At 47.5% G+C, this 20,699-nt stretch carries 18 protein-coding genes, 1 tRNA gene and 1 other annotated feature; of the genes, 14 read left to right on the top strand and 5 right to left on the bottom strand.

The features are described from left to right. The first annotated feature begins 114 nt into the window (after positions 1 to 114). The 4 genes from ACL9RG_RS22135 (at position 115) to luxS (ending at position 4,105) form a co-directional block, all read left to right on the top strand. Positions 115 to 191 (top strand) — tRNA-Arg (locus tag ACL9RG_RS22135). A 670-nt stretch (positions 192 to 861) separates the two neighbouring features. Then, the gene (gene yqaB / locus ACL9RG_RS22130; RefSeq protein WP_422794811.1) at positions 862 to 1,440 is read left to right on the top strand and encodes a fructose-1-phosphate/6-phosphogluconate phosphatase; all 579 of its coding nucleotides are present in this window, start codon (positions 862 to 864) and stop codon (positions 1,438 to 1,440) included. A 383-nt stretch (positions 1,441 to 1,823) separates the two neighbouring features. Further along, positions 1,824 to 3,386 carry a glutamate--cysteine ligase gene (gshA, locus tag ACL9RG_RS22125; protein ID WP_422794810.1) on the top strand — a complete coding sequence of 521 codons (1,563 nt, stop codon included), beginning with the start codon at positions 1,824 to 1,826 and terminating at the stop codon, positions 3,384 to 3,386. Positions 3,387 to 3,589: 203 nt separating this feature from the next. Continuing rightward, positions 3,590 to 4,105 carry an S-ribosylhomocysteine lyase gene (gene luxS, locus ACL9RG_RS22120; RefSeq protein ID WP_422794809.1) on the top strand — a complete coding sequence of 172 codons (516 nt, stop codon included), beginning with the start codon at positions 3,590 to 3,592 and terminating at the stop codon, positions 4,103 to 4,105. Positions 4,106 to 4,231: 126 nt separating this feature from the next. Here the strand turns inward: luxS and ACL9RG_RS22115 are convergent, their stop codons facing one another. Both ACL9RG_RS22115 and ACL9RG_RS22110 read right to left on the bottom strand, forming a co-directional pair. Next, the gene (locus ACL9RG_RS22115) at positions 4,232 to 5,524 is read right to left on the bottom strand and encodes an HlyC/CorC family transporter (protein WP_422794808.1); all 1,293 of its coding nucleotides are present in this window, start codon (positions 5,522 to 5,524) and stop codon (positions 4,232 to 4,234) included. 110 nt (positions 5,525 to 5,634) lie between these two features. Continuing rightward, complete coding sequence (locus tag ACL9RG_RS22110) at positions 5,635 to 6,426, bottom strand: cytochrome C assembly family protein (RefSeq protein WP_422794807.1); 792 nt, start codon at positions 6,424 to 6,426, stop codon at positions 5,635 to 5,637. A 178-nt stretch (positions 6,427 to 6,604) separates the two neighbouring features. On the opposite strand from ACL9RG_RS22110, the gene ffh reads away from it, so the two are divergent. The 7 genes from ffh to tyrA all read left to right on the top strand — a co-directional run bounded on the left by ffh (position 6,605) and on the right by tyrA (position 12,895). Then, positions 6,605 to 7,966, top strand: coding sequence for a signal recognition particle protein (ffh, locus tag ACL9RG_RS22105; RefSeq protein WP_422794806.1), 1,362 nt, complete (start codon positions 6,605 to 6,607; stop codon positions 7,964 to 7,966). Between the two features lie 311 nt (positions 7,967 to 8,277). Continuing rightward, positions 8,278 to 8,526 (top strand): 30S ribosomal protein S16, encoded by a 249-nt coding sequence (gene rpsP, locus ACL9RG_RS22100; RefSeq protein WP_422794805.1) that lies wholly within the window; start codon positions 8,278 to 8,280, stop codon positions 8,524 to 8,526. Between the two features lie 18 nt (positions 8,527 to 8,544). After that, positions 8,545 to 9,093: a ribosome maturation factor RimM gene (gene rimM / locus ACL9RG_RS22095; protein ID WP_422794804.1), complete on the top strand. Its 549-nt coding sequence runs from the start codon at positions 8,545 to 8,547 to the stop codon at positions 9,091 to 9,093. A gap of 51 nt (positions 9,094 to 9,144) precedes the next feature. Further along, positions 9,145 to 9,912, top strand: coding sequence for a tRNA (guanosine(37)-N1)-methyltransferase TrmD (gene trmD, locus ACL9RG_RS22090; protein WP_422794803.1), 768 nt, complete (start codon positions 9,145 to 9,147; stop codon positions 9,910 to 9,912). A 53-nt stretch (positions 9,913 to 9,965) separates the two neighbouring features. Continuing rightward, positions 9,966 to 10,328, top strand: a complete 363-nt coding sequence (rplS, locus tag ACL9RG_RS22085) for a 50S ribosomal protein L19 (protein ID WP_422794802.1) — start codon at positions 9,966 to 9,968, stop codon at positions 10,326 to 10,328. A gap of 361 nt (positions 10,329 to 10,689) precedes the next feature. After that, positions 10,690 to 11,766, top strand: coding sequence for a 3-deoxy-7-phosphoheptulonate synthase (locus ACL9RG_RS22080; RefSeq protein WP_422794801.1), 1,077 nt, complete (start codon positions 10,690 to 10,692; stop codon positions 11,764 to 11,766). A gap of 7 nt (positions 11,767 to 11,773) precedes the next feature. After that, entirely contained in the window at positions 11,774 to 12,895 is a 1,122-nt protein-coding gene (tyrA, locus tag ACL9RG_RS22075; protein ID WP_422794800.1) for a bifunctional chorismate mutase/prephenate dehydrogenase, read from the top strand. 134 nt (positions 12,896 to 13,029) lie between these two features. Here the strand turns inward: tyrA and pheA are convergent, their stop codons facing one another. From pheA to bamD, 3 genes are all read right to left on the bottom strand, one after another. Then, positions 13,030 to 14,187 (bottom strand): bifunctional chorismate mutase/prephenate dehydratase, encoded by a 1,158-nt coding sequence (pheA, locus tag ACL9RG_RS22070; RefSeq protein ID WP_422794799.1) that lies wholly within the window; start codon positions 14,185 to 14,187, stop codon positions 13,030 to 13,032. Positions 14,188 to 14,239: 52 nt separating this feature from the next. Continuing rightward, positions 14,240 to 14,365: a sequence feature (Phe leader region), on the bottom strand. 185 nt (positions 14,366 to 14,550) lie between these two features. Continuing rightward, a complete protein-coding gene (gene raiA, locus ACL9RG_RS22065) occupies positions 14,551 to 14,889 on the bottom strand; it encodes a ribosome-associated translation inhibitor RaiA (RefSeq protein ID WP_422794798.1) in 339 nt (112 codons plus the stop codon). A 306-nt stretch (positions 14,890 to 15,195) separates the two neighbouring features. Further along, positions 15,196 to 15,930 carry an outer membrane protein assembly factor BamD gene (gene bamD, locus ACL9RG_RS22060; protein WP_422794797.1) on the bottom strand — a complete coding sequence of 245 codons (735 nt, stop codon included), beginning with the start codon at positions 15,928 to 15,930 and terminating at the stop codon, positions 15,196 to 15,198. Between the two features lie 129 nt (positions 15,931 to 16,059). Between bamD and rluD the strand changes: the two genes are divergently transcribed. The 3 genes from rluD (at position 16,060) to clpB (ending at position 20,478) form a co-directional block, all read left to right on the top strand. Further along, positions 16,060 to 17,037 carry a 23S rRNA pseudouridine(1911/1915/1917) synthase RluD gene (gene rluD / locus ACL9RG_RS22055; protein WP_422794796.1) on the top strand — a complete coding sequence of 326 codons (978 nt, stop codon included), beginning with the start codon at positions 16,060 to 16,062 and terminating at the stop codon, positions 17,035 to 17,037. After that, positions 17,037 to 17,774, top strand: coding sequence for a purine nucleoside phosphorylase YfiH (yfiH, locus tag ACL9RG_RS22050; RefSeq protein WP_422794795.1), 738 nt, complete (start codon positions 17,037 to 17,039; stop codon positions 17,772 to 17,774). The genes rluD and yfiH overlap by 1 nt, the downstream gene beginning before the upstream one ends. A 130-nt stretch (positions 17,775 to 17,904) precedes the next feature. After that, complete coding sequence (clpB, locus tag ACL9RG_RS22045; protein WP_422794794.1) at positions 17,905 to 20,478, top strand: ATP-dependent chaperone ClpB; 2,574 nt, start codon at positions 17,905 to 17,907, stop codon at positions 20,476 to 20,478. Positions 20,479 to 20,699: the final 221 nt, after the last annotated feature.

The raw sequence follows: 20,699 nt of genomic DNA, 5'->3' as shown, positions 1-20,699 counted from the left end.
AGCTCAGCTGGATAGAGTACTCGGCTACGAACCGAGCGGTCGGAAGTTCGAATCTTCCTGGGTGCACCATTCTTTCTCCTGGTATTTCCCCAAAAAAAATCAGCACTACCCAATGCACCCATAGCTCAGCTGGATAGAGTACTCGGCTACGAACCGAGCGGTCGGAAGTTCGAATCTTCCTGGGTGCACCATATTCCTATATGCTATAGCGACATTAAGTTTATATAGTAATCAGAAACAATAAGTAGCACAAAGGACGATAACGTTGCTTTAGCAACGGCCCGAAGGGTGAGGCGTAAGCCGAATAATCTTCCTGGGTGCACCATATTTGGAAAAACTCGCTTCGGCGAGTTTTTTGCTTTTCAGGGTAAACCAAATATTGGGCTGCCTCTAATTATCTATGCTTCTATTTGAATCCGGTGTTGATTCGGTCGCTGATGACCTCATTACTACATTCAGTGCCGCCGAACGCGCCCGGCAAAGGCTTTTCGGGCGAAAGCCTCTGCACTCAACGCCCGCGCTTAAGCTTGTCGGGTCGCTTTGCGACTTCCCTTGCTCACTGCTTTGGCCGGACGGGGCGGTTTCAACAATCATCCCTGATTGTTCAACCTCAATCAGCCATCCTTGGCTGATTTCCCCTGGCCTGCATCCGTTCGCTTGGCCGACAAGATGCGCTATTAAGATCAAAAGATTAAAGGTCACTGAAAGTTCGGCGAGTTTTTTTGCTTTCAGTGCTTTATGCCTTTTACCCCCTTTTCTCGCTATTCCTCTATCTCCATACTGCGGTGTCTGCAAAATGCGACAATTAATCTGCTTTACGCTAAAGTGGTGAACCAAATTTGAACGGTTTAGGTGAGGATAATGGAGTTCAAACTTTATGAGTGCTATGAAGGATTGATATTCGATATGGACGGCACCATATTGGACACAGAGCCCACCCATCGGCAGGCTTGGCGCCAGGTTTTGGCCAAATATGATATGCAGTTTAATCTCAAAGATGTGGTTGCTCTGAACGGTTCCCCTAGCTGGCGAATCGCGCAGTTTATTATCGATAGCAATAATGCCCGTCTTGATGCACATCAGTTGGCTGCAGAAAAAACCGCGGCGGTAAAAGCGATGTTGCTCGACACGGTGACTCCTCTGCCGCTGGTTGAGGTGGTCAAGGCATTTTATGGGCGCAAGCCAATGGCTGTGGGCACGGGAAGTGAGCATGCCATGGCCGAGGCGTTATTAAGCCATCTTGGGCTACGCCACTGCTTTGATGCTATCGTCGGTGCTGATGATGTGCAAAATCATAAGCCCGCGCCAGATACGTTCTTACGTTGCGCTGAGCTGATAGGTGTCGCGCCTGAGAAGTGTGTGGTGTTTGAAGATGCTGATTTTGGTATTACAGCGGCCTTAAGCGCTAACATGGCCGTTGTTGATGTTCGTACGCTGTAAGCAGGTACGCTGAGAATAGAATTTTAGCCTCGCGGCTATTATCAGGCAGACTACACCGCGTGATGATAGTAGCGATGTAATAATTAGAGGCTTGTTACTGCATCGGGATACGCGGTTAGCGTCTCCGGTGAGCTTATTTTCCAGATGCAATGCACTGGACAGTAGCAAGTGATTTATTGTGCGTGTTAGCAGATTGTCTGCGCATGTCCTAGGGCCTGTTTTGTTCTTTCTCCTGGATTGAGAAAGCCTGGCGTTGCATCGTGTTGTCGATGGACCCTAACAGGGCGTCTCCTGTGGAGTTAGATTGGTATCCGTAAAATGGTCACATCTATGCAGATTCATAATGCTTGCGAAGTCATGTTCTTGACGAACGGGAGGTCAATTTGATCCCGGATGTATCACAGGCGCTTTCTTGGTTGGAAGCGCATCCTCACGCGTTAAAAGGGATTGGTCGCGGCATTGAGCGTGAAACGCTTCGTGTTAAACCTGATGGTTCATTAGCGCTTTCAGGGCATCCAGAGCCTTTAGGTGCCGCCTTAACGCACCATTGGATCACTACCGATTTTGCTGAGTCCTTATTAGAGTTCATCACGCCCGTTGATGACAGCATAGAACATATGCTGACTTTCTTGCGCGATATTCACCGTCACGTTGCCAAGAATATTGGTGACGAGCGTATGTGGCCATTCAGCATGCCTTGTTTTATCGAGGCTGAACAAGATATCGAATTAGCCCAGTATGGCACGTCCAATATTGGCCGCATGAAGACGCTATACCGTGAAGGATTGAAAAATCGCTACGGTGCGTTGATGCAGGTTATTTCGGGTATTCACTATAACTTTTCTTTGCCAATAGAGTTTTGGCAGGCACGGTTAGATATTAAAGATGCGGAGAGTGGCAAGCAGGAGATTTCTGCTGGTTACTTCAAGCTGATCCGAAACTATTATCGTTTTGGCTGGGTTATCCCTTATCTGTTTGGCGCTTCACCGGCAATTTGCTCTTCTTTCCTGAAAGGACGAGTAACGGATTTGCCTTTTGAATATGCCGAAAACGGCTTGTGCTACCTGCCTTATGCCACGTCATTACGTTTGAGTGATTTAGGCTATACCAATAAGTCACAGAGCAATCTGGGCATCACTTATAACGAGCTAGAAACTTATGTTGCTGGCGTGAAAAAAGCCATTCACACCCCTTCGGCCGAATATGCCGCGTTAGGTGTGAAGAAAGACGGTAAATATCAGCAACTCAATAGCAATGTCTTGCAGATAGAGAATGAACTTTATGCCCCAATCCGTCCTAAGCGTGTAACGAAATCAGGAGAAACCCCTTCTGAAGCGTTGACGCGAGGCGGCATTGAATACATTGAGGTTCGCTCTCTGGATGTGAATCCATTCTCGCCAATTGGCGTTGACGCCTCACAAGCACGTTTCCTCGATCTATTCTTAATTTGGTGTGCATTAGCCGATGCGCCAGAAATGAACAGTGATGAAATACTCTGCACTCGCAAGAACTGGAATCGCGTCATTCTGGAAGGGCGTAAGCCGGGGCAAACTATCGGTATTGGCTGTGGCGCAGAATTCAAGCCATTGGCCGACGTAGGTAAGGCATTATTTAGCGATTTACGCCGTGTTGCTGAGGTACTTGATGCTGAGAATGGCGACATGGCATATCAAAATATATGTAATGAGCTGGTTGCCTCATTCGATAATCTAGATTTGACTTACTCTGCTCGGATTCTAAAGATGATGAAACAGAGCGGGAATGGCGGTTTGGGGATTGAATTGGCTGAGAAGTATCGCCAGATGTTGGTTCAGGAACCGTTAGAGATTTTGACCGCTGAGCAATTATCAGCAGAGCATCTTGCATCTTGGGAACGCCAGCGTAACCTTGAAGCGAATGATCAGCTAAGCTTTGAAGAGTTCTTGGCTACCAGGGTGGGTGGTTAGTTAGAAACAAGGAGCTGGTGTCTGTGCTTGAACAAAGCCGGGGGCCAGAAAAGAAAATGGCCACAGTCAATGTGGCCAAAAAACATCTCTATTACAGGGATGATGATAACAAATGCGCGTCTTTCATATATTCAGACTCGCCAGATCTGAAAAAGTTTCCAGAGTTTGATAAAAAATAAATTATTTTTAGGAGAGGTGACGATATGCCGCTGTTGGATAGCTTTACCGTAGACCACACCCGGATGGCAGCACCTGCTGTTCGCGTCGCTAAAACCATGAAAACCCCGCACGGGGACGCTATCACTGTATTCGACCTGCGTTTCTGCCGTCCGAATATCGAAGTGATGCCAGAGCGTGGTATTCACACGTTAGAACACCTGTTCGCTGGCTTTATGCGTAATCACCTTAATGGTAATGGTGTCGAGATTATCGATATCTCTCCAATGGGCTGCCGTACCGGTTTCTATATGAGCCTTATTGGTGTGCCAGATGAGAAGTTGGTGGCGGATTCTTGGAAAGCCGCGATGGCTGATGTGTTGAAAGTAAAAGATCAACGCAAAATTCCTGAACTGAACGAATACCAATGTGGTACCTATGAGATGCACTCATTAACTGAAGCACAAGAAATTGCTCAGCACATTGTAGATAGCGATATCGTCGTTAACCACAATGATGATCTTGCATTGCCAGCTGAAAAATTGACTGAACTGCATATCTAGTCGTATTCAGTCGTCGATTCTGTTTGATGTACCGCCGCTGTCGCCGTTTTTCCGTGGCAGCGGCCAAAAAAAAGACGCCTAATTGATGCGTCTTTTTTAATGCTAATTTTTTACGTCTGTATTTAATCAGTGATCATGGCCGTGATGGGGTGGTGATTTTTGCAGCGGGCGGACTAACACTTGTTTGATCATGTTGTCTTGTACGTCGAGGATATCTACCTCGTAGTGGCCAATGCGCAAACTGGTACCAATCTTCGGAATATCCTCTAATACTTCCAGCAGCATGCCGTTCATCGTCCTTGGGCCATCAGAGGGCAGATTCCAGTTAAAGGCTTTGTTGAGTTCGCGCACGTTGGCGCTACCTTCGATAACCACTGTTCCATCGCTTTGTGGCGAGACTTCTTCTGCCAGTGAAGGTGACATAGACGTGGTGAAATCACCGACGATCTCTTCAAGAATATCTTCTACCGTTACCAGACCTTGTAAATCACCATATTCATCGACCACGATGCCGACTTTTTTCTTATTACGCTGGAATTTCACCAGTTGCACATTCAGCGCCGTTCCCTCAGGAATGAAGTAAATTTCATCGGCGGCACGCAGCAGGTTTTCTTTGGTGAACTCTTTCTTCTCGGTCATCAGGCGATAAGCTTCGCGCAGACGCAGCATACCGATCGCATCATCTAACGAATCGCGATACAGCACGATTCGTCCGTGAGGTGAATGGGTTAGCTGGCGCATGATCGATTTCCAGTCGTCGTTGATATCGATACCGACGATTTCATTGCGCGGTACCATGATATCGTCAACCGTCACCTTCTCTAGATCCAGCACTGACAGCAGCATATCTTGATTACGGCGAGAAATTTGCGAGCGTGACTCGTTCACTATGGTGCGCAGTTCTTCTTTACTGATCGCATCGCTGATCCCGACATTAGTTTTAATGCCGATCATGCGCATCAATAGACGTGACAGGTTATTGAGTATCCAGACCAGCGGCAGCATGATTTTCTGCAAAGGGCGCAGCAACAGGCTACTTGGGAAAGCGATGCGTTCTGGATAAAGTGCGGCGTAAGTTTTTGGCAGGACTTCGGCAAATAGCAGCACTACAAATGTCAGGATACCGGTAGCAATCGCCACGCCCGCATCGCCATACAGGCGGATGCCGACGATGGTGGCGAGTGCGGAAGCCAGAATGTTCACCAAGTTGTTGCCAATAAGGACCAGGCTTATCAATTGGTCTGGATGTTTGAGCAATTTCTCAACGCGGCGAGCGGAACGGTTACCTTGCTTAGAAAGGTGGCGTAACCGGTAGCGGTTGAGCGTCATCATTCCGGTTTCAGATGCGGAAAAATAACCAGAAACCACCACCATGATGACTAGCGTAATAATGAGGGTAGTTGTCGAAACGTGCTCCAACGGGGGACTTCCTTATATAAATAGTGAGGTGCCGCGCTTTCGCCGCACCAGAATAAAAGAGTGATGCCACTGCCCATGAAGCACGCGGGTGAGCATCGGCGTTAAGCAAGTCATTTCATCATTACCTGCTGAATCAAACGACTACCAAAATAGGCCAGAGTTAGCAGAATAGCACCCGCCATACTGAACCAGACGACGCGGCGTCCGCGCCAGCCTTCATGGTAATGACCCCACAATAATACGATATAGACCAGCCACGCCAGAATTGATAATACCGCTTTATCAATATTTTCACGGCTGAACAGGTTTTCCATATATACCAAGCCGGTGCATAGCGTAAAGGTCAATAAAATGACCCCGACTTGAGTGATATGAAACATCTTGCGTTCAATCGACATCAAAGGCGGCATATCAGAGGTAAAAGTTAGGCGCTTGTTTTTTAACTGGTAGTCTAGCCAGGCGAGCTGTAGCGCATAAAGTGCGGCGATAATCAGCGTGGCGTAGGAAAACAGGGCTAAGCCAATATGCACCAGTAAACCTTTGCTGGCTTCCAGATGAGTAATAAACTCACCGGGTAAAAAAGTGACTAGCCCGAGATTGATTAGCGCAAAACTATAAACAATCGGCAGCATGAACCAACCGCGGCTGCGTGAGGCGACAATGGTCATCACCGTACAGATAATCAAACTGACAATAGAGCCAATGTTGACCAGGCTGAGATTTTGCCCGGTGCTGACGTCAAAAATGCGTTGTTCAAGCGTAACGGCATGGCAAATTAACGCAATAATGGCCGATACCAACGCTACACGTCGATATGTCCCATTCTTCCGCGTAAGGCTCGGAATAATCAGGGCAAGACTTAACAAGTAGGCAATCATGGCTACAAGAGCGAAAACTGGCATAGCGTATCATTAACGTCGAAAAATGAGTGAGAAGGTCAGTATAACGTTACCCGAGCGCGGCTCCAACTTATCTCCTTATGATTGGATGAGATGTGATGGCACAGATCGCGCGCATTTCGTGTTATAATCCCGCAATTATGTCGCCAAGGCGTCCATTCATTACGTTGAGCACAAGACGATGTTTGATAATTTAACCGATCGATTGTCGCGCACACTGCGCAATATCAGCGGCCGTGGGCGGCTGACCGAAGAGAATATTAAAGAAACGCTGCGTGAAGTTCGCATGGCGTTACTGGAAGCTGACGTTGCGCTGCCGGTAGTTCGTGATTTTATTAACCGTGTAAAAGACGCAGCTGTTGGCCAGGAAGTTAACAAAAGTCTGACCCCTGGTCAGGAATTTGTGAAGATTGTCCAAAAAGAGCTGGTTACTGCAATGGGCGAGGCCAATGCCGAGCTTAACCTGGCCGCTCAGCCTCCTGCCGTAGTGCTGATGGCGGGCTTGCAAGGTGCCGGTAAAACGACCAGCGTCGGTAAGCTTGCTAAGTTCTTAAAAGAAAAGCGCAAGAAGAAAGTTATTGTCGTTTCAGCTGACGTTTATCGCCCAGCGGCGATTAAACAGTTGGAAACCTTAGCTGAGCAAGTTGGTGTCGATTTCTTCCCGTCTGATGTCGCACAAAAGCCGGTTGATATCGTTAAAACGGCCTTGCAGCACGCAAAACTGAAATTCTACGACGTCATTCTGGTGGATACCGCCGGTCGTTTGCACGTCGATGAAGCGATGATGGACGAAATCAAACAGGTTCATGCTGCGATTAATCCAGTTGAAACGCTGTTTGTTGTCGATGCGATGACCGGGCAAGATGCGGCGAATACTGCTAAAGCCTTCAACGAAGCGCTGCCGCTGACGGGTGTTATCTTGACTAAGGTCGATGGCGATGCTCGCGGCGGTGCGGCACTGTCTATCCGTCATATCACCGGCAAGCCTATCAAGTTCCTGGGGATGGGTGAAAAGACCGATGCCCTTGAGCCTTTCCATCCAGATCGTGTTGCTTCACGTATTCTGGGCATGGGTGATGTGCTTTCTCTTATCGAAGATATCGAAAGCAAAGTCGACCGTGCGCAGGCTGAAAAGCTGGCTTCAAAAATTAAGAAGGGCGACGGTTTTGACCTGACCGACTTCTTAGATCAACTCAAACAAATGCGTAATATGGGCGGTATGGCTAGCATGATGAGCAAGCTGCCGGGCGTAGGTCAGTTACCTGACAACGTTAAATCGCAGATGGATGACAAAGTGCTGGTGCGTATGGAAGCGATCATCAATTCGATGACCAAGAAAGAGCGCGCTAAGCCAGAAATTATCAAAGGTTCGCGCAAGCGTCGTATTGCGTTGGGCTCTGGTATGCAAGTGCAGGATGTTAACCGACTGCTCAAGCAGTTTGATGACATGCAGCGCATGATGAAGAAAATGAAAAACGGCGGTATTGCGAAGATGATGCGTGGCATGAAAGGTATGATGCCACCGGGCTTCCCAGGTCGTTAAACCTGTCTGGGCGCGCAAGGCGCCCGTTATTGCGTTGCTAAAGCGGTCTCAATTAGCACACCTTATTAATCTAAGCTGTGCTTTTTCAACTACTTTCCTGCGTTTTATCTTGGCCCGATTGTTCTCTGGGCAGGCTGTGTTTTTCAAAATGAGGGCCGAGGATTTTACTTGGCAAGAAACTAGTTAGCGCCTTAAGGACGCTTTCGATTGCTTTTTGCGCCAAAATGAGTAAAATTTTCGGGCTTTTTATATTGCAATCAGACCCCGTTCCCCGATGGGGTCTGATTGTTTTATTAACTAAAGAGGATGTTATGGTAACAATTCGTTTGGCTCGTGGCGGCGCTAAAAAGCGTCCGTTTTATCAAGTAGTAGTGACCGACAGCCGTAATGCTCGTGATGGTCGCTTCATCGAACGTGTAGGCTTCTTCAACCCATTGGCTTCTGGCCAGGCTGAAGCTGTGCGTTTAGACCTCGATCGTATTACCCACTGGGTAGATCTGGGTGCAACTGTTTCTGATCGCGTTGCTGCGCTGATCAAAGACGCTAAGAAAGCAGCTTAATCTGTCGCGGTGGTGGCTATGAGCAAGCAACTCAATCCAGTGACGCCCGAAAATCCGATTGTTCTCGGTAAAATGGGCTCAACATACGGTATTCGCGGTTGGCTCAGAGTGTTTTCATCCACCGAAGACGCCGAAAGCATTTTCGAATACCTGCCTTGGTTTATCGAACAGGGCGGTAAGTGGCAAGCTGTCGAGCTGGAAAGCTGGAAGCGCCATAATCAGGACTTGATCATCAAAGTCAAAGGCGTTGACGATCGAGATGCGGCGAATTTACTCACGAATCGCGAGATCGTTGTAGATTCATCACAATTGCCAGACTTAGACGATGGTGATTACTACTGGAAAGACCTTTTTGGTTGCCAGGTAGTGACAACCGGCGGTTACGAATTGGGTAAAGTCATCGATATGATGGAAACCGGTTCTAACGATGTCATGGTAGTGAAAGCCAACCTGAAAGATGCTTTCGGAATCAAGGAGCGGTTGATTCCGTTCCTCGATGGGCAGGTTATCAAGAAAGTCGATCTCACTGCTCAAGTAATTGAAGTAGATTGGGATCCTGGTTTTTGACCTCCGTATCTGACGGTAGGTTGAGTAGAACGTTGTTATGAGGACTGGGCTATGTGGATTGGTATAATTAGCCTTTTCCCTGAAATGTTCCGCGCAATCACCGATTATGGGGTAACTGGCCGGGCAGTAAAGAATGGCCTGCTGAGCGTAGCTTGCTGGAGTCCTCGTGACTTCGCCTACGACCGGCATCGTACCGTGGACGAACGCCCTTACGGCGGCGGCCCGGGAATGCTGATGATGGTGCAACCCTTGCGGGATGCGATTCATACAGCTAAAGCAGCGGCAGGCGAAGGCGTTAAGGTGATTTATCTTTCACCTCAGGGGCGCAAACTTGACCAACAAGGCGTTTGCGAACTGGCGACCAACCAAAAAATCATCTTGGTTTGTGGTCGTTATGAAGGGATCGATGAGCGGGTAATCAGAACCGAAATTGACGAAGAATGGTCAATAGGCGATTACGTACTCAGCGGTGGTGAACTGCCAGCAATGACATTGATTGATTCAGTCTCCCGTTTTATTCCGGGTGTGCTAGGTCATCATGCTTCAGCGGAAGAAGATTCTTTCGCCGATGGATTGCTGGATTGTCCCCATTATACCCGCCCCGAAGTGTTGGAAGGCATGGAAGTACCGCCAGTTTTACTGTCGGGAAATCATGCAGAAATACGTCGTTGGCGCTTGAAGCAGTCGCTGGGTCGAACCTGGCTTAGAAGACCTGAACTTCTGGAAAACCTAGCTCTGACTGACGAGCAACAGGTGTTGCTGAGAGAGTTCCAACGGGAACATCGTCTCAGTCAACAAGACTATGAAGGGAATGTTTAAGCGTTTCGCTAAACTGTCCCGAATATCAGTTTACCTAGGGTAAGAGACATATTATGAGCAATATCATTAAGCAAATCGAACAAGAGCAGATGAAACAAGACGTACCTTCATTCCGTCCGGGTGACTCGGTCGAAGTGAAAGTATGGGTCGTTGAAGGTAGCAAAAAACGTCTGCAGGCATTCGAGGGCGTGGTTATCGCTATCCGTAACCGCGGTCTGCACTCTGCATTCACTGTTCGCAAAATTTCTAACGGCGAAGGTGTTGAGCGCGTATTCCAGACTCACTCACCTGTTATTGACAGCATCGCTGTTAAACGTCGTGGTGCCGTTCGTAAAGCCAAACTGTACTACCTGCGTGAACGTACTGGTAAGTCTGCTCGTATTAAAGAGCGTCTGAACCGCGTTAACGCACGATAACATTCTCGTGTTATGAACAACGGCTCGCTTAGGCGGGCCGTTTTTTTTATCTGCTTTTCTCTGATTCTATATTCTACCGTTCGCGTTGAATAAAATTAGTGTAAATTATTTATTACACCTCCATTTTTCCTGTCAATTAACTAACTTTTAATTATCATATTTTTGGTGTTAATTTATTGTTTTAAATGAATTTATATGTGCTTTATTGAGTTTTCTTATGGCGAGTAATGTAGCGGGTGTCGGTAATTTTTAGTTTACACTCTGTGTTTTAAAACTTTACACGTTGTGGTATCGTTACACCCATATGCTAGTAAAGCAGAGTGCTTATTTAATTTAACTGTCGACCTGGATGATATTTACGATGGAAAAAGATGCCTTAAACAATGTGCACATCAGTGCAGAGCAAGTGTTAATTACGCCAGAAGAACTGAAAAAGCAGTTCCCTCTGAGCGAAGAAAACAAAGATAGCATTGCCCAGTCACGCAAAACGATTGCCGACATTGTCGCTGGTCGCGATCCGCGTCTGTTGGTGGTTTGTGGTCCATGCTCGATTCACGACCCTGATGCCGCTATCGATTATGCTCGTCACTTGAAAACGCTCGCAACAGAACTTAGCGATCGTTTGTATATTGTTATGCGTGTCTATTTTGAAAAGCCTCGTACTACCGTAGGTTGGAAAGGTTTGATTAACGATCCACATATGGATGGCACTTTTGATGTTGAAGCGGGTCTGCACATTGCACGTAACCTGCTCCTACAGCTTGTTGAACTCGGTCTGCCTTTAGCAACTGAAGCGTTGGATCCAAACAGCCCACAATACTTAGGTGATTTGTTCAGCTGGTCAGCTATCGGTGCGCGTACTACCGAATCGCAAACCCACCGCGAAATGGCATCTGGTCTTTCTATGCCAGTTGGTTTCAAAAATGGTACCGACGGTAGTCTGGGAACGGCAATTAACGCTATGCGCGCTGCGGCGATGTCGCACCGTTTTGTTGGTATCAATCAGGCAGGTCAGGTGTGCTTACTGCAAACCCAGGGCAATCCAGATGGACACGTCATTTTGCGCGGCGGCAAGACGCCAAACTACGGCCCGCAAGATGTCCTGGAATGTGAAAAACAAATGCGAGATGCAGGACTCAAGCCATCCTTGATGGTAGATTGCAGCCATGGTAATTCAAACAAAGACTACCGTCGCCAGCCGCTGGTTGCTCAATCGGTTATCGAGCAGATCAAAGCAGGCAACCGTTCTATTACCGGTCTGATGTTGGAAAGCAATATTCATGAAGGCAACCAGTCTTCTGAACAGCCGCGTGCTGATATGCGCTATGGCGTATCGGTCACTGACGCCTGCATCAACTGGGAGAGCACGGTAACCTTGCTGAAAAATATGCACGATGAGCTAGGTGACTCGCTGGCAGCTCGGTCTACAGGAGAGTAAAGGTTTTATGGTGGCTGAACTTAATGCATTGCGCGATCAAATCGATGAAGTTGATAAGGCGCTGCTGGATCTTTTAGCTAAGCGTTTACATTTGGTCGCAGAGGTCGGTGAAGTAAAAAGCCGTTATGGTTTGCCGATCTATGTGCCTGAACGTGAAGCCGCGATGCTCGCTTCACGCCGTCAAGAAGCCGAAAACCTCGGCGTTCCTCCCGATCTCATCGAGGATGTGCTGCGCCGAGTAATGCGGGAATCTTACCTGAGCGAAAACGATAAAGGCTTTAAAACGCTTTGCCCTGAATTACGCCCGGTAGTGATTGTTGGTGGTAAGGGGCAGATGGGTAAGCTGTTTACTCGTATGTTGGAACTGTCTGGTTATCAGGTGAGAATTCTGGAGCAAGAAGATTGGCCACAGGCTGAATCTCTGCTGGCAGATGCTGGAATGGTGATCGTTAGCGTCCCTATTCATAGTACTGAGCAAGTCATTGCTCGGTTGCCTAAGTTACCTGCTGATTGCATCTTGGTTGATTTGGCTTCAGTTAAAAATGCACCACTGCAAGCAATGCTTGCCGCGCATGAAGGTCCTGTTTTAGGGCTACACCCAATGTTTGGGCCTGATGTTGCTAGTTTGGCAAAACAAGTTGTGGTGTATTGTGACGGACGTAACCCGGAAGCTTATCAGTGGTTGCTGGATCAGTTACAAGTGTGGGGCGCGAGGCTGCATAAAACCAGTGCGGTCGAGCATGACCAGAACATGGCATTTATCCAGGCATTGCGTCACTTTGCTACTTTTGCCTACGGATTACATTTGTCGGAAGAGAATGTACAGCTTGAGCAATTGTTAGCGCTTTCCTCGCCGATCTATCGTTTAGAGCTGGCGATGGTAGGAAGACTCTTTGCACAGAGCCCGCAACTGTATGCAGACATCATTATGTCCTCAGAAAGCAATCTGGCGCTGATTAAGCGCTATTACCAGCGATTTGGTGATGCTTTAGCATTATTGGAAAGTGGTGATAAGCAGGCATTTATCAGCAAATTTACGTCGGTATCTGAATGGTTTGGTGATTATGCTCCGCGTTTTATGAAGGAAAGCGGTTCACTGTTACGCCAGGCTAACGATATCCGCCGCTAGTTGTTTACTGTATAAATTGTTTGCTATTGAAATTGTTGTCTAAATAAATAGCAGAAAGGCCATTCGTTATCACAACGAGATGGCCTTTTTTATATCCAGTGTTTTAGTGTCTCGCTTTTGAAGCCGAGGCGTTGTTATGCGGGATCAACAGCGACGACATTTTCACTTGGATAACAGCCTAGTACTTTCAGTGAGCGGGTCAACTCATTCAGACCGCGCAATGCCAGCTGCATCTGTTCAGAGCGCAGATTAGACTGCACATCGATATAAAACATCTCTTCCCACGGATTGCCGTTGATTGGACGTGATTCAAGCTTAGTCATGATAATGCCGTGCTCACGTAGGACTAACAGTGCTTCAACCAATGCACCGGCTTTTTGCCCGGTGGCCATAATCAAGGTCGTTTTTGCTGGTACTTGCTCGGATACTTCAATGGCTTTCTTCGCCAGAACGATGAAACGCGTGATGTTTTGGAGCTGATTAGCGGAAATATGCTCTAGTACTTGCAGTTGATACAGCGCTCCACCTGCTTCGCTGCCGAGTGCGGCAACGTGTGGTGATTTTGCGGCGGCAACTTTCTCCATCGCCGCGGCGGTACTTTCACAATATTCGATTTTCCAGTGCGGATAACGATTGATGAACTGGCTGCATTGCTGGAATGGTTGAGGGTGGCTATAAACGGTCTGGATTTGTGACAGATCGGTCTCAGCGCCAACCAGAACGCAGTGGTTAATCGGATTAGTCAATTCGCCGACAATCGATAGGCTGGTGTGCTGCAGCAGATCATAGACATCATTAATCGCACCAGAACTGGTGTTTTCAATCGGCAATACTGCATAGTCTGCTTTGCCTGCTTCGACTTGATCGAATATCTCATGGAATTTCTGGCAGCCGCACTCGATAAATTGATCAAAGTGACGAGCTGCATATTGGCGTGCAGCAAGGTGTGAGTAAGAACCTTTCGGCCCTAGGAACGCAATACGCGCTGAGCCAGAAGCAGTTTGGTTGAGGTGTTGCTGTAATAATGCCTGCTGAGTCAGCACTGAGTCTTCGATAATCAACTGGTACAGACGGGTAATATAGTGGCCGTCCAAGCCTTGCGTTTTACCTTGTTTGATTAAGGTATTGAGCAACTCTCTTTCACGATCAAGATCGCGAATAGGGCGATGAGAATGCATTTTGGCTTGCGCAACTTCGACAGCCAACTGGCGTCGCTCTGCCAGTAAGTTTAATAACTTGATGTCCAGTGCGCTGATTTTATCTCGCAGCGCCAGTAAAGGGTTATCGCTCATTCTATCTACCTTTTCTTTCTATTTTATCGGCTTAACTTCCAGTTCTGAGGACATAAAAAAAGCCCCCTTACTCAGGAGGCTTGTTTGTTCGTCTTCGCATTCATTCTTATACGACGAAACGCCTCCCAGTCAGGGGAAGGTAAAAAAGAATGCGAAGAAAAACAGTTTTGCTGACATTAGGGATAAACTCTGCCTAGTGATGAAATAATCTCGGTCTAAAGTAACCTTTGGCTTTTCCCTGTGTCAATAACACATTTGTCATCAGATAAAAAAACTACGTTATCAATATACAAAAAACGCGCTACTGTGAGCGCGTTTGTTCGGTCTTCAGTGAAATGACACTTTCACTTAACTGCCCAGAGACTACTCCTCCTGTTCGGGTTCCAGATTAATCTCTTTAATACAATGTTCTGCACGGCGTGCTTCGCCTTTGTGTTGAGCCTTGTTCAGCTGGCGTTCAAGTTTGCTGATTAAATCATTAATGGCGAAATACATATCATGATTTTCTGCGCTGGCGACCAGCGGGCCATTAGGTGTGTTAATTGTCGCATCGGCGACAAATCCCTGAGGTTCCTTAGAAAGGACAATATGTGGATTAATTAACTGCGCTTGCCACTTTTCCAGTTTTTTTAGACGGTCTTCGACATGCTCACGAATTGCTGGGGTGATATCCATTTGTTTGCTGGTAATGTTCACTGTCATATAACTTACCTCTCTGTCTTTCCGTCTAAGATGGGTCCAGCATACCTGCCTTTTTAATAAAATGTGTGATTTCGATCACGTTTTTTTGTCACTTTTTGTCAAGTGAACAGAGTTTTTGACATGACGTCATTATCTGGTTAATAGCGCTTGAGTATTGAAAATAGATATGGCACTTTTGAATGGATAAGTCGGATGGCTTTAGCGGGATTTTTGCTTTATCTATCTGATTTTAAAGTGTTGTGCTCAAATTCCACTCAAAAAAAACGGCAGCCTAAGCTACCGTTCTCGAATGGCGAAACCTTAGAATTACTGTGCGCTGTTCGCAGCAATAATTTTCGCTACCTTATCTGCCTGACTATTCAATTGCATTTGACGATAAGCATTTTCCATTAGCGGTAATGCATCATGGGTTGCTTTAGTGTCAGGGTAATCTTTCATCATTTGCTCTACACGATTAACTACAGCGACGTAAGCTGAGCGTTTAGTGTAGTATTGCACGACCGAAAGCTCATATTTAGACAAACGATCTTTCAGGAAGACCAGACGCTTGGTGGCATCAGGTACATACTGGCTGTTTGGATAACTATGAAGCAGCTGGCTAAAATCGCGGAACGCGGCGCGTGCATGTTGCGGATCACGGTCTGAGCGATCGATACCAAAGAACCCTTGCAGTGCGCTATCATCCAACGCCATATCCGTCAGGCCACGCATATACATCACGTAGTCGATATTTGGATGGGTTGGGTTCAGACGCATAAAGCGGTCGATTGATGCCTGTGCAAGAGGAAGATCGGCGGACTTATAGTAAGCGTAGATAAGATCTAACTGCACTTGCTGTGAGTACGGGCCGAAAGGATAGCGATTATCTAACGCTTCTAATTGCGCAATTGCGGCTTTAAAGTTACCGTCCTGCAGCTTTTGCTGGGCAGTAGCATAAAGCACAGAAGGCGGGTTATCGGGAACCGCCTCTTTGGAACTGGAGCAACCTACCAGCGCCAGACTCAACGTGGCTGCTGCCACCAGATATTTCACACGCGTCATGACGTTTTGATTATCCTCAGGTGTTATTCTGGGAGACTGTCCGTTAAGCTCCCGACAAAGACCAGCTACAATAGCACATTATTTTAAACGGCATCGCCGTGAAAACCCAAGGTTACCCAAGAGCAGCATATGGCACAACAAGTACAACTCACGGCGACGGTGGCCGAATCACAACTCGGTCAACGTTTAGATCAGGCTTTAGCCGAATTGTTCCCTGATTATTCACGATCTCGCATAAAAGATTGGATCTTGGATGAACGTGTTCAGGTAAATGGAAAAAAAGTCTCTAAGCCAAAAGAAAAAGTATTAGGCGGCGAGGCTATCGCAATCGATGCGCAAATTGAAGAAGAAGCGCGTTGGTTAGCTCAGGATATCGCACTTGATATCGTTTATGAAGATAATGACATTCTGGTTATCAATAAACCTCGCGATTTAGTCGTGCATCCTGGTGCCGGTAATCCTGATGGCACGGTGCTGAACGCATTGTTGCATCACTATCCAGAAATTATTGATGTACCGCGTTGTGGCATTGTGCACCGCTTGGACAAAGACACAACTGGATTGATGGTTGTGGCAAAGACCGTTCCTGCGCAAACCCATTTAGTTGATGCACTGCAGAGACGTGAAATCACACGCGAATATGAAGCTGTGGCAATCGGCAATATGACGGCTGGTGGTACTGTTGACCAGCCAATCGCGCGCCATAGCACCAAACGTACGCATATGGCTGTGCACCCAATGGGCAAACCGGCGACAACGCACTATCGCATCATGGAGCATTTCCGTGCTCATACGCGTTTGCGTCTGCGTCTGGAAACAGGGCGTACGCACCAAATCCGTGTGCATATGGCTCATATTAACCATCCGTTGGTTGGCGATCAGTTATATGGCGGCCGTCCTCGCCCACCGAAAGGTGCATCTGACGCGTTCATCGCACAGCTGCGTGGTTTTGACCGCCAGGCTTTGCATGCAACAATGCTACGTTTGTTCCATCCAGTGACGGGTATCCAGATGGAATGGCATGCGCCTTTGCCACAGGATATGGTTGATTTGGTCGCGGCGTTAAAAGCCGATACCCTTGAATTCAAAGATCAACTGGACTGGTAATGGGCCCACTTATTCCTCCCAACTGGCCGCAGCCTGCTTCAGTACAGGCTTGTGCGACAACTCGTCATGGTGGTGTGAGTTTACCGCCATATGAATCGTTGAACCTCGGTGGCCATGTTGGGGATGCGGTCGAAGCGGTTGCGTCCAATCGCCAGCGATTGATGACAATGGCAGAATTGCCAGGCTCAGTTCATTGGTTAGAACAGGTGCACGGTACTAACGTCGCTCGCCTGACTGGCGATACTTCATTTAATGACGTGCAGACAGCAGATGCCGCTTATACCAATGAGTCTGGCGTGGTTTGTGCAGTCATGACCGCGGATTGTTTGCCAGTGCTGTTTTGTAGTCGCGCTGGCGATGAGGTAGCAGCAGCTCATGCCGGATGGCGTGGGCTAAATGCCGGCGTTTTAGAAAATACCGTTGCCGCTTTTCATGCTCAGCCGCAGGATATCATCGCCTGGATGGGGCCAGCTATTGGCGCAAAAAAATTTGAAGTCGGGCCTGAGGTTAGAGACGCTTTTATCACTTCTTTGCCTGAAAGTGCTGTTGCGTTTAGCGTTTTCGGTGAAAAATATTTGGCCGATATCTTCATGCTGGCTCGCCTCAGATTGCAGGCATGTGGCCTGATAAACATCTATGGCGGCGAATTTTGTACTGTCACCGATAGCGATAATTTCTTCTCTTATCGTCGAGATGGAACCACTGGACGGCTAGCAAGTTTGATTTGGCTGAGATAACCTAGTAAATCAAGACGATCCATCTGCGCATAACGTTGTACTCAAAATATTCTGACGAAATAACCTTGAATATATGAGGGTTGACCTCATCTAATCTCCAGTAGCAATTTTGTTCAGTCTTGGAGGTGTTATGCGCTTGGATCGTCTTACCAGTAAATTCCAGCTTGCCCTCGCCGACGCTCAGTCTCTCGCACTTGGGCGCGACAACCAATTTATCGAACCTACCCATCTGATGAGTGCATTACTGACTCAGGAAGGGGGAACCGTCCGTCCTTTACTAACCGCTGCAGGGACTGATGTCCTGCGTTTGCGCACGGACATTGAACAGGCTCTCGCTAGATTGCCGCAAGTTGAAGGAACCGGTGGTGATGTTCAACCATCCAGTGAGCTGGTTCGTGTTTTAAATCTATGTGACAAATTAGCCCAGCAGCGTTCAGACAAATTTATTTCGTCAGAGCTGTTTGTTTTGGCTGCATTGAAAGATCGTGGAACATTAACAGACTTGTTGAAAGCCTGCGGTGCCACGGTTGAGAAAATCACTTCAGCAATCGATCAGATGCGAGGCGGCGATAAAGTGGATGACCAAGGGGCGGAAGATCAGCGCCAGGCTTTAAAAAAATACACCATCGATCTCACTGAGCGTGCCGAACAAGGCAAGTTAGATCCGGTGATTGGTCGTGATGAAGAAATCCGCCGTACTATTCAAGTTCTGCAGCGCCGTACCAAAAATAACCCAGTACTGATTGGCGAGCCTGGCGTGGGTAAAACGGCGATTGCCGAAGGCTTGGCCCAGCGCATTATTAACGGAGAAGTGCCTGAAGGTCTGAAGAACAAGCGTGTTCTATCTTTAGATATGGGCGCGCTGGTGGCCGGTGCGAAATATCGTGGTGAATTCGAAGAGCGTCTGAAAGGGCTTCTCAACGATTTAGCTAAGCAGGAAGGCAACGTTATTCTGTTTATCGATGAGCTACACACCATGGTTGGGGCAGGTAAAGCCGATGGCGCGATGGATGCCGGGAATATGCTCAAACCTGCTTTGGCGCGTGGTGAACTGCATTGCGTCGGGGCGACAACGCTGAATGAGTATCGTCAGTATATAGAGAAGGATGCCGCGCTTGAGCGTCGTTTCCAGAAAGTATTCGTTGCCGAGCCGTCGGTTGAAGACACAATTGCGATTCTGCGCGGTTTGAAAGAGCGTTATGAACTGCATCACCATGTGCAAATCACCGATCCAGCGATTGTGGCTGCTGCGACTTTATCTCATCGCTACATATCAGACCGTCAGTTGCCGGATAAAGCTATTGATCTGATCGATGAAGCAGCCTCTAGCATTCGTATGCAGATCGACTCAAAACCGGAAACGCTCGATCGCTTAGAACGACGTATTATTCAGTTGAAGTTGGAACAGCAGGCATTAAAGAAAGAATCTGATGATGCCAGCATTAAACGTTTGGAAATGCTGACGACCGAACTTGATCAGAAAGAGCGTGAGTATTCTGAGCTGGAAGAAGAGTGGAAAGCTGAAAAAGCCTCGCTTACCGGCACGCAGAATATTAAAGCTGAATTGGAGCAAGCCAAGATTACCTTGGAGCAGGCCCGCCGCGTTGGCGATCTGGGGCGTATGTCTGAATTGCAGTACGGCAAGATCCCTGAATTGGAAAAACAACTTGCTGCTGCGACCCAGGCAGAAGGCAAAACCATGAAGCTTCTGCGTAATCGCGTGACTGACGTTGAGATTGCAGATGTATTAGCGCGCTGGACAGGTATCCCTGTAGCAAGAATGCTGGAAAGCGAGCGTGAGAAACTTCTGCGTATGGAAGATGAACTCCATCAACGTGTGATTGGACAGAATGAAGCAGTCGAAGCCGTCTCTAATGCGATTCGCCGTAGCCGAGCGGGCTTGTCAGATCCAAATCGTCCAATAGGCTCATTCCTGTTCCTTGGTCCGACTGGGGTGGGGAAAACTGAGCTTTGTAAAGCATTGGCGACATTCCTGTTCAATACTGATGATGCCATGGTGCGCATCGACATGTCTGAGTTTATGGAAAAACACTCGGTATCACGTTTAGTCGGCGCTCCTCCAGGATATGTCGGCTATGAAGAAGGCGGTTATTTGACAGAAGCAGTTCGTCGCCGTCCTTATTCAGTGATCCTGCTCGATGAAGTTGAGAAGGCGCATCCCGATGTGTTCAACATCCTCTTACAGGTCTTGGATGATGGGCGTCTAACGGATGGGCAAGGTCGTACCGTTGATTTCCGTAACACTGTGGTGATCATGACTTCAAACCTAGGTTCTGATGTTATTCAGCAGCATTTTGGTCAAGCGACCTATGTGCAGATGAAAGAATCAGTGATGGAAATCGTGACGCATAATTTCCGTCCTGAGTTCATCAACCGTATAGATGAAGTCGTTGTCTTCCATCCATTGGCGCAAGCGCATATTAAGAACATTGCGCAAATCCAATTGGGGCGTTTGTACAAACGTCTGGAAGAACGTGGTTATAGTGCGCACTTAACCGATGCTGCATTAGAGTTGTTAGGTAATAGTGGTTTTGATCCTGTGTATGGTGCCCGTCCGTTAAAACGTGCCATCCAGCAAGAAATCGAAAATCCACTGGCGCAACAGATATTGTCTGGCAACCTTATTCCGGGGAAAGACATCACTATTGATGTAGAAAACGGACAGATTGTTGCTAAGCAATAAAGGTTTGTAGCCAAATGACAGTCTAAATCTGCATTAAAAGGGGGCCTGAAGTGATTCAGGCCCCCTTTTTTCGTATGTTAATTGGCCGTTATCGACTTATTTGTTCTATTAATGAACGGTTGATAACTTTTTTTGATTTAGGGGTTGCGGCCTGCTGAGAACTCCCTATAATGCGCCTCCATCGACAGGGAACAACGTGAACAACTTCACGAAGTAACCGG

It is taken from the genome of Rouxiella sp. Mn2063 (assembly GCF_049319665.1).
Lineage (GTDB): Bacteria > Pseudomonadota > Gammaproteobacteria > Enterobacterales > Enterobacteriaceae > JBMOUD01.
This window is presented reverse-complemented; position numbering and strand designations above follow the sequence as displayed.

What these genes read in the sequence shown, in the direction of transcription:
- yqaB (WP_422794811.1), top strand. Translation starts at nt 862, where the DNA reads ATGGAGTTCAAACTTTATGAGTGCTATGAAGGATTGATATTCGATATG.
- luxS (WP_422794809.1), top strand. Translation starts at nt 3,590, where the DNA reads ATGCCGCTGTTGGATAGCTTTACCGTAGACCACACCCGGATGGCAGCA.
- ACL9RG_RS22110 (WP_422794807.1), bottom strand. Translation starts at nt 6,426, where the DNA reads ATGCCAGTTTTCGCTCTTGTAGCCATGATTGCCTACTTGTTAAGTCTT.
- ffh (WP_422794806.1), top strand. Translation starts at nt 6,605, where the DNA reads ATGTTTGATAATTTAACCGATCGATTGTCGCGCACACTGCGCAATATC.
- rpsP (WP_422794805.1), top strand. Translation starts at nt 8,278, where the DNA reads ATGGTAACAATTCGTTTGGCTCGTGGCGGCGCTAAAAAGCGTCCGTTT.
- rimM (WP_422794804.1), top strand. Translation starts at nt 8,545, where the DNA reads ATGAGCAAGCAACTCAATCCAGTGACGCCCGAAAATCCGATTGTTCTC.
- trmD (WP_422794803.1), top strand. Translation starts at nt 9,145, where the DNA reads ATGTGGATTGGTATAATTAGCCTTTTCCCTGAAATGTTCCGCGCAATC.
- rplS (WP_422794802.1), top strand. Translation starts at nt 9,966, where the DNA reads ATGAGCAATATCATTAAGCAAATCGAACAAGAGCAGATGAAACAAGAC.
- ACL9RG_RS22080 (WP_422794801.1), top strand. Translation starts at nt 10,690, where the DNA reads ATGGAAAAAGATGCCTTAAACAATGTGCACATCAGTGCAGAGCAAGTG.
- tyrA (WP_422794800.1), top strand. Translation starts at nt 11,774, where the DNA reads ATGGTGGCTGAACTTAATGCATTGCGCGATCAAATCGATGAAGTTGAT.
- pheA (WP_422794799.1), bottom strand. Translation starts at nt 14,187, where the DNA reads ATGAGCGATAACCCTTTACTGGCGCTGCGAGATAAAATCAGCGCACTG.
- raiA (WP_422794798.1), bottom strand. Translation starts at nt 14,889, where the DNA reads ATGACAGTGAACATTACCAGCAAACAAATGGATATCACCCCAGCAATT.
- bamD (WP_422794797.1), bottom strand. Translation starts at nt 15,930, where the DNA reads ATGACGCGTGTGAAATATCTGGTGGCAGCAGCCACGTTGAGTCTGGCG.
- rluD (WP_422794796.1), top strand. Translation starts at nt 16,060, where the DNA reads ATGGCACAACAAGTACAACTCACGGCGACGGTGGCCGAATCACAACTC.
- yfiH (WP_422794795.1), top strand. Translation starts at nt 17,037, where the DNA reads ATGGGCCCACTTATTCCTCCCAACTGGCCGCAGCCTGCTTCAGTACAG.
- clpB (WP_422794794.1), top strand. Translation starts at nt 17,905, where the DNA reads ATGCGCTTGGATCGTCTTACCAGTAAATTCCAGCTTGCCCTCGCCGAC.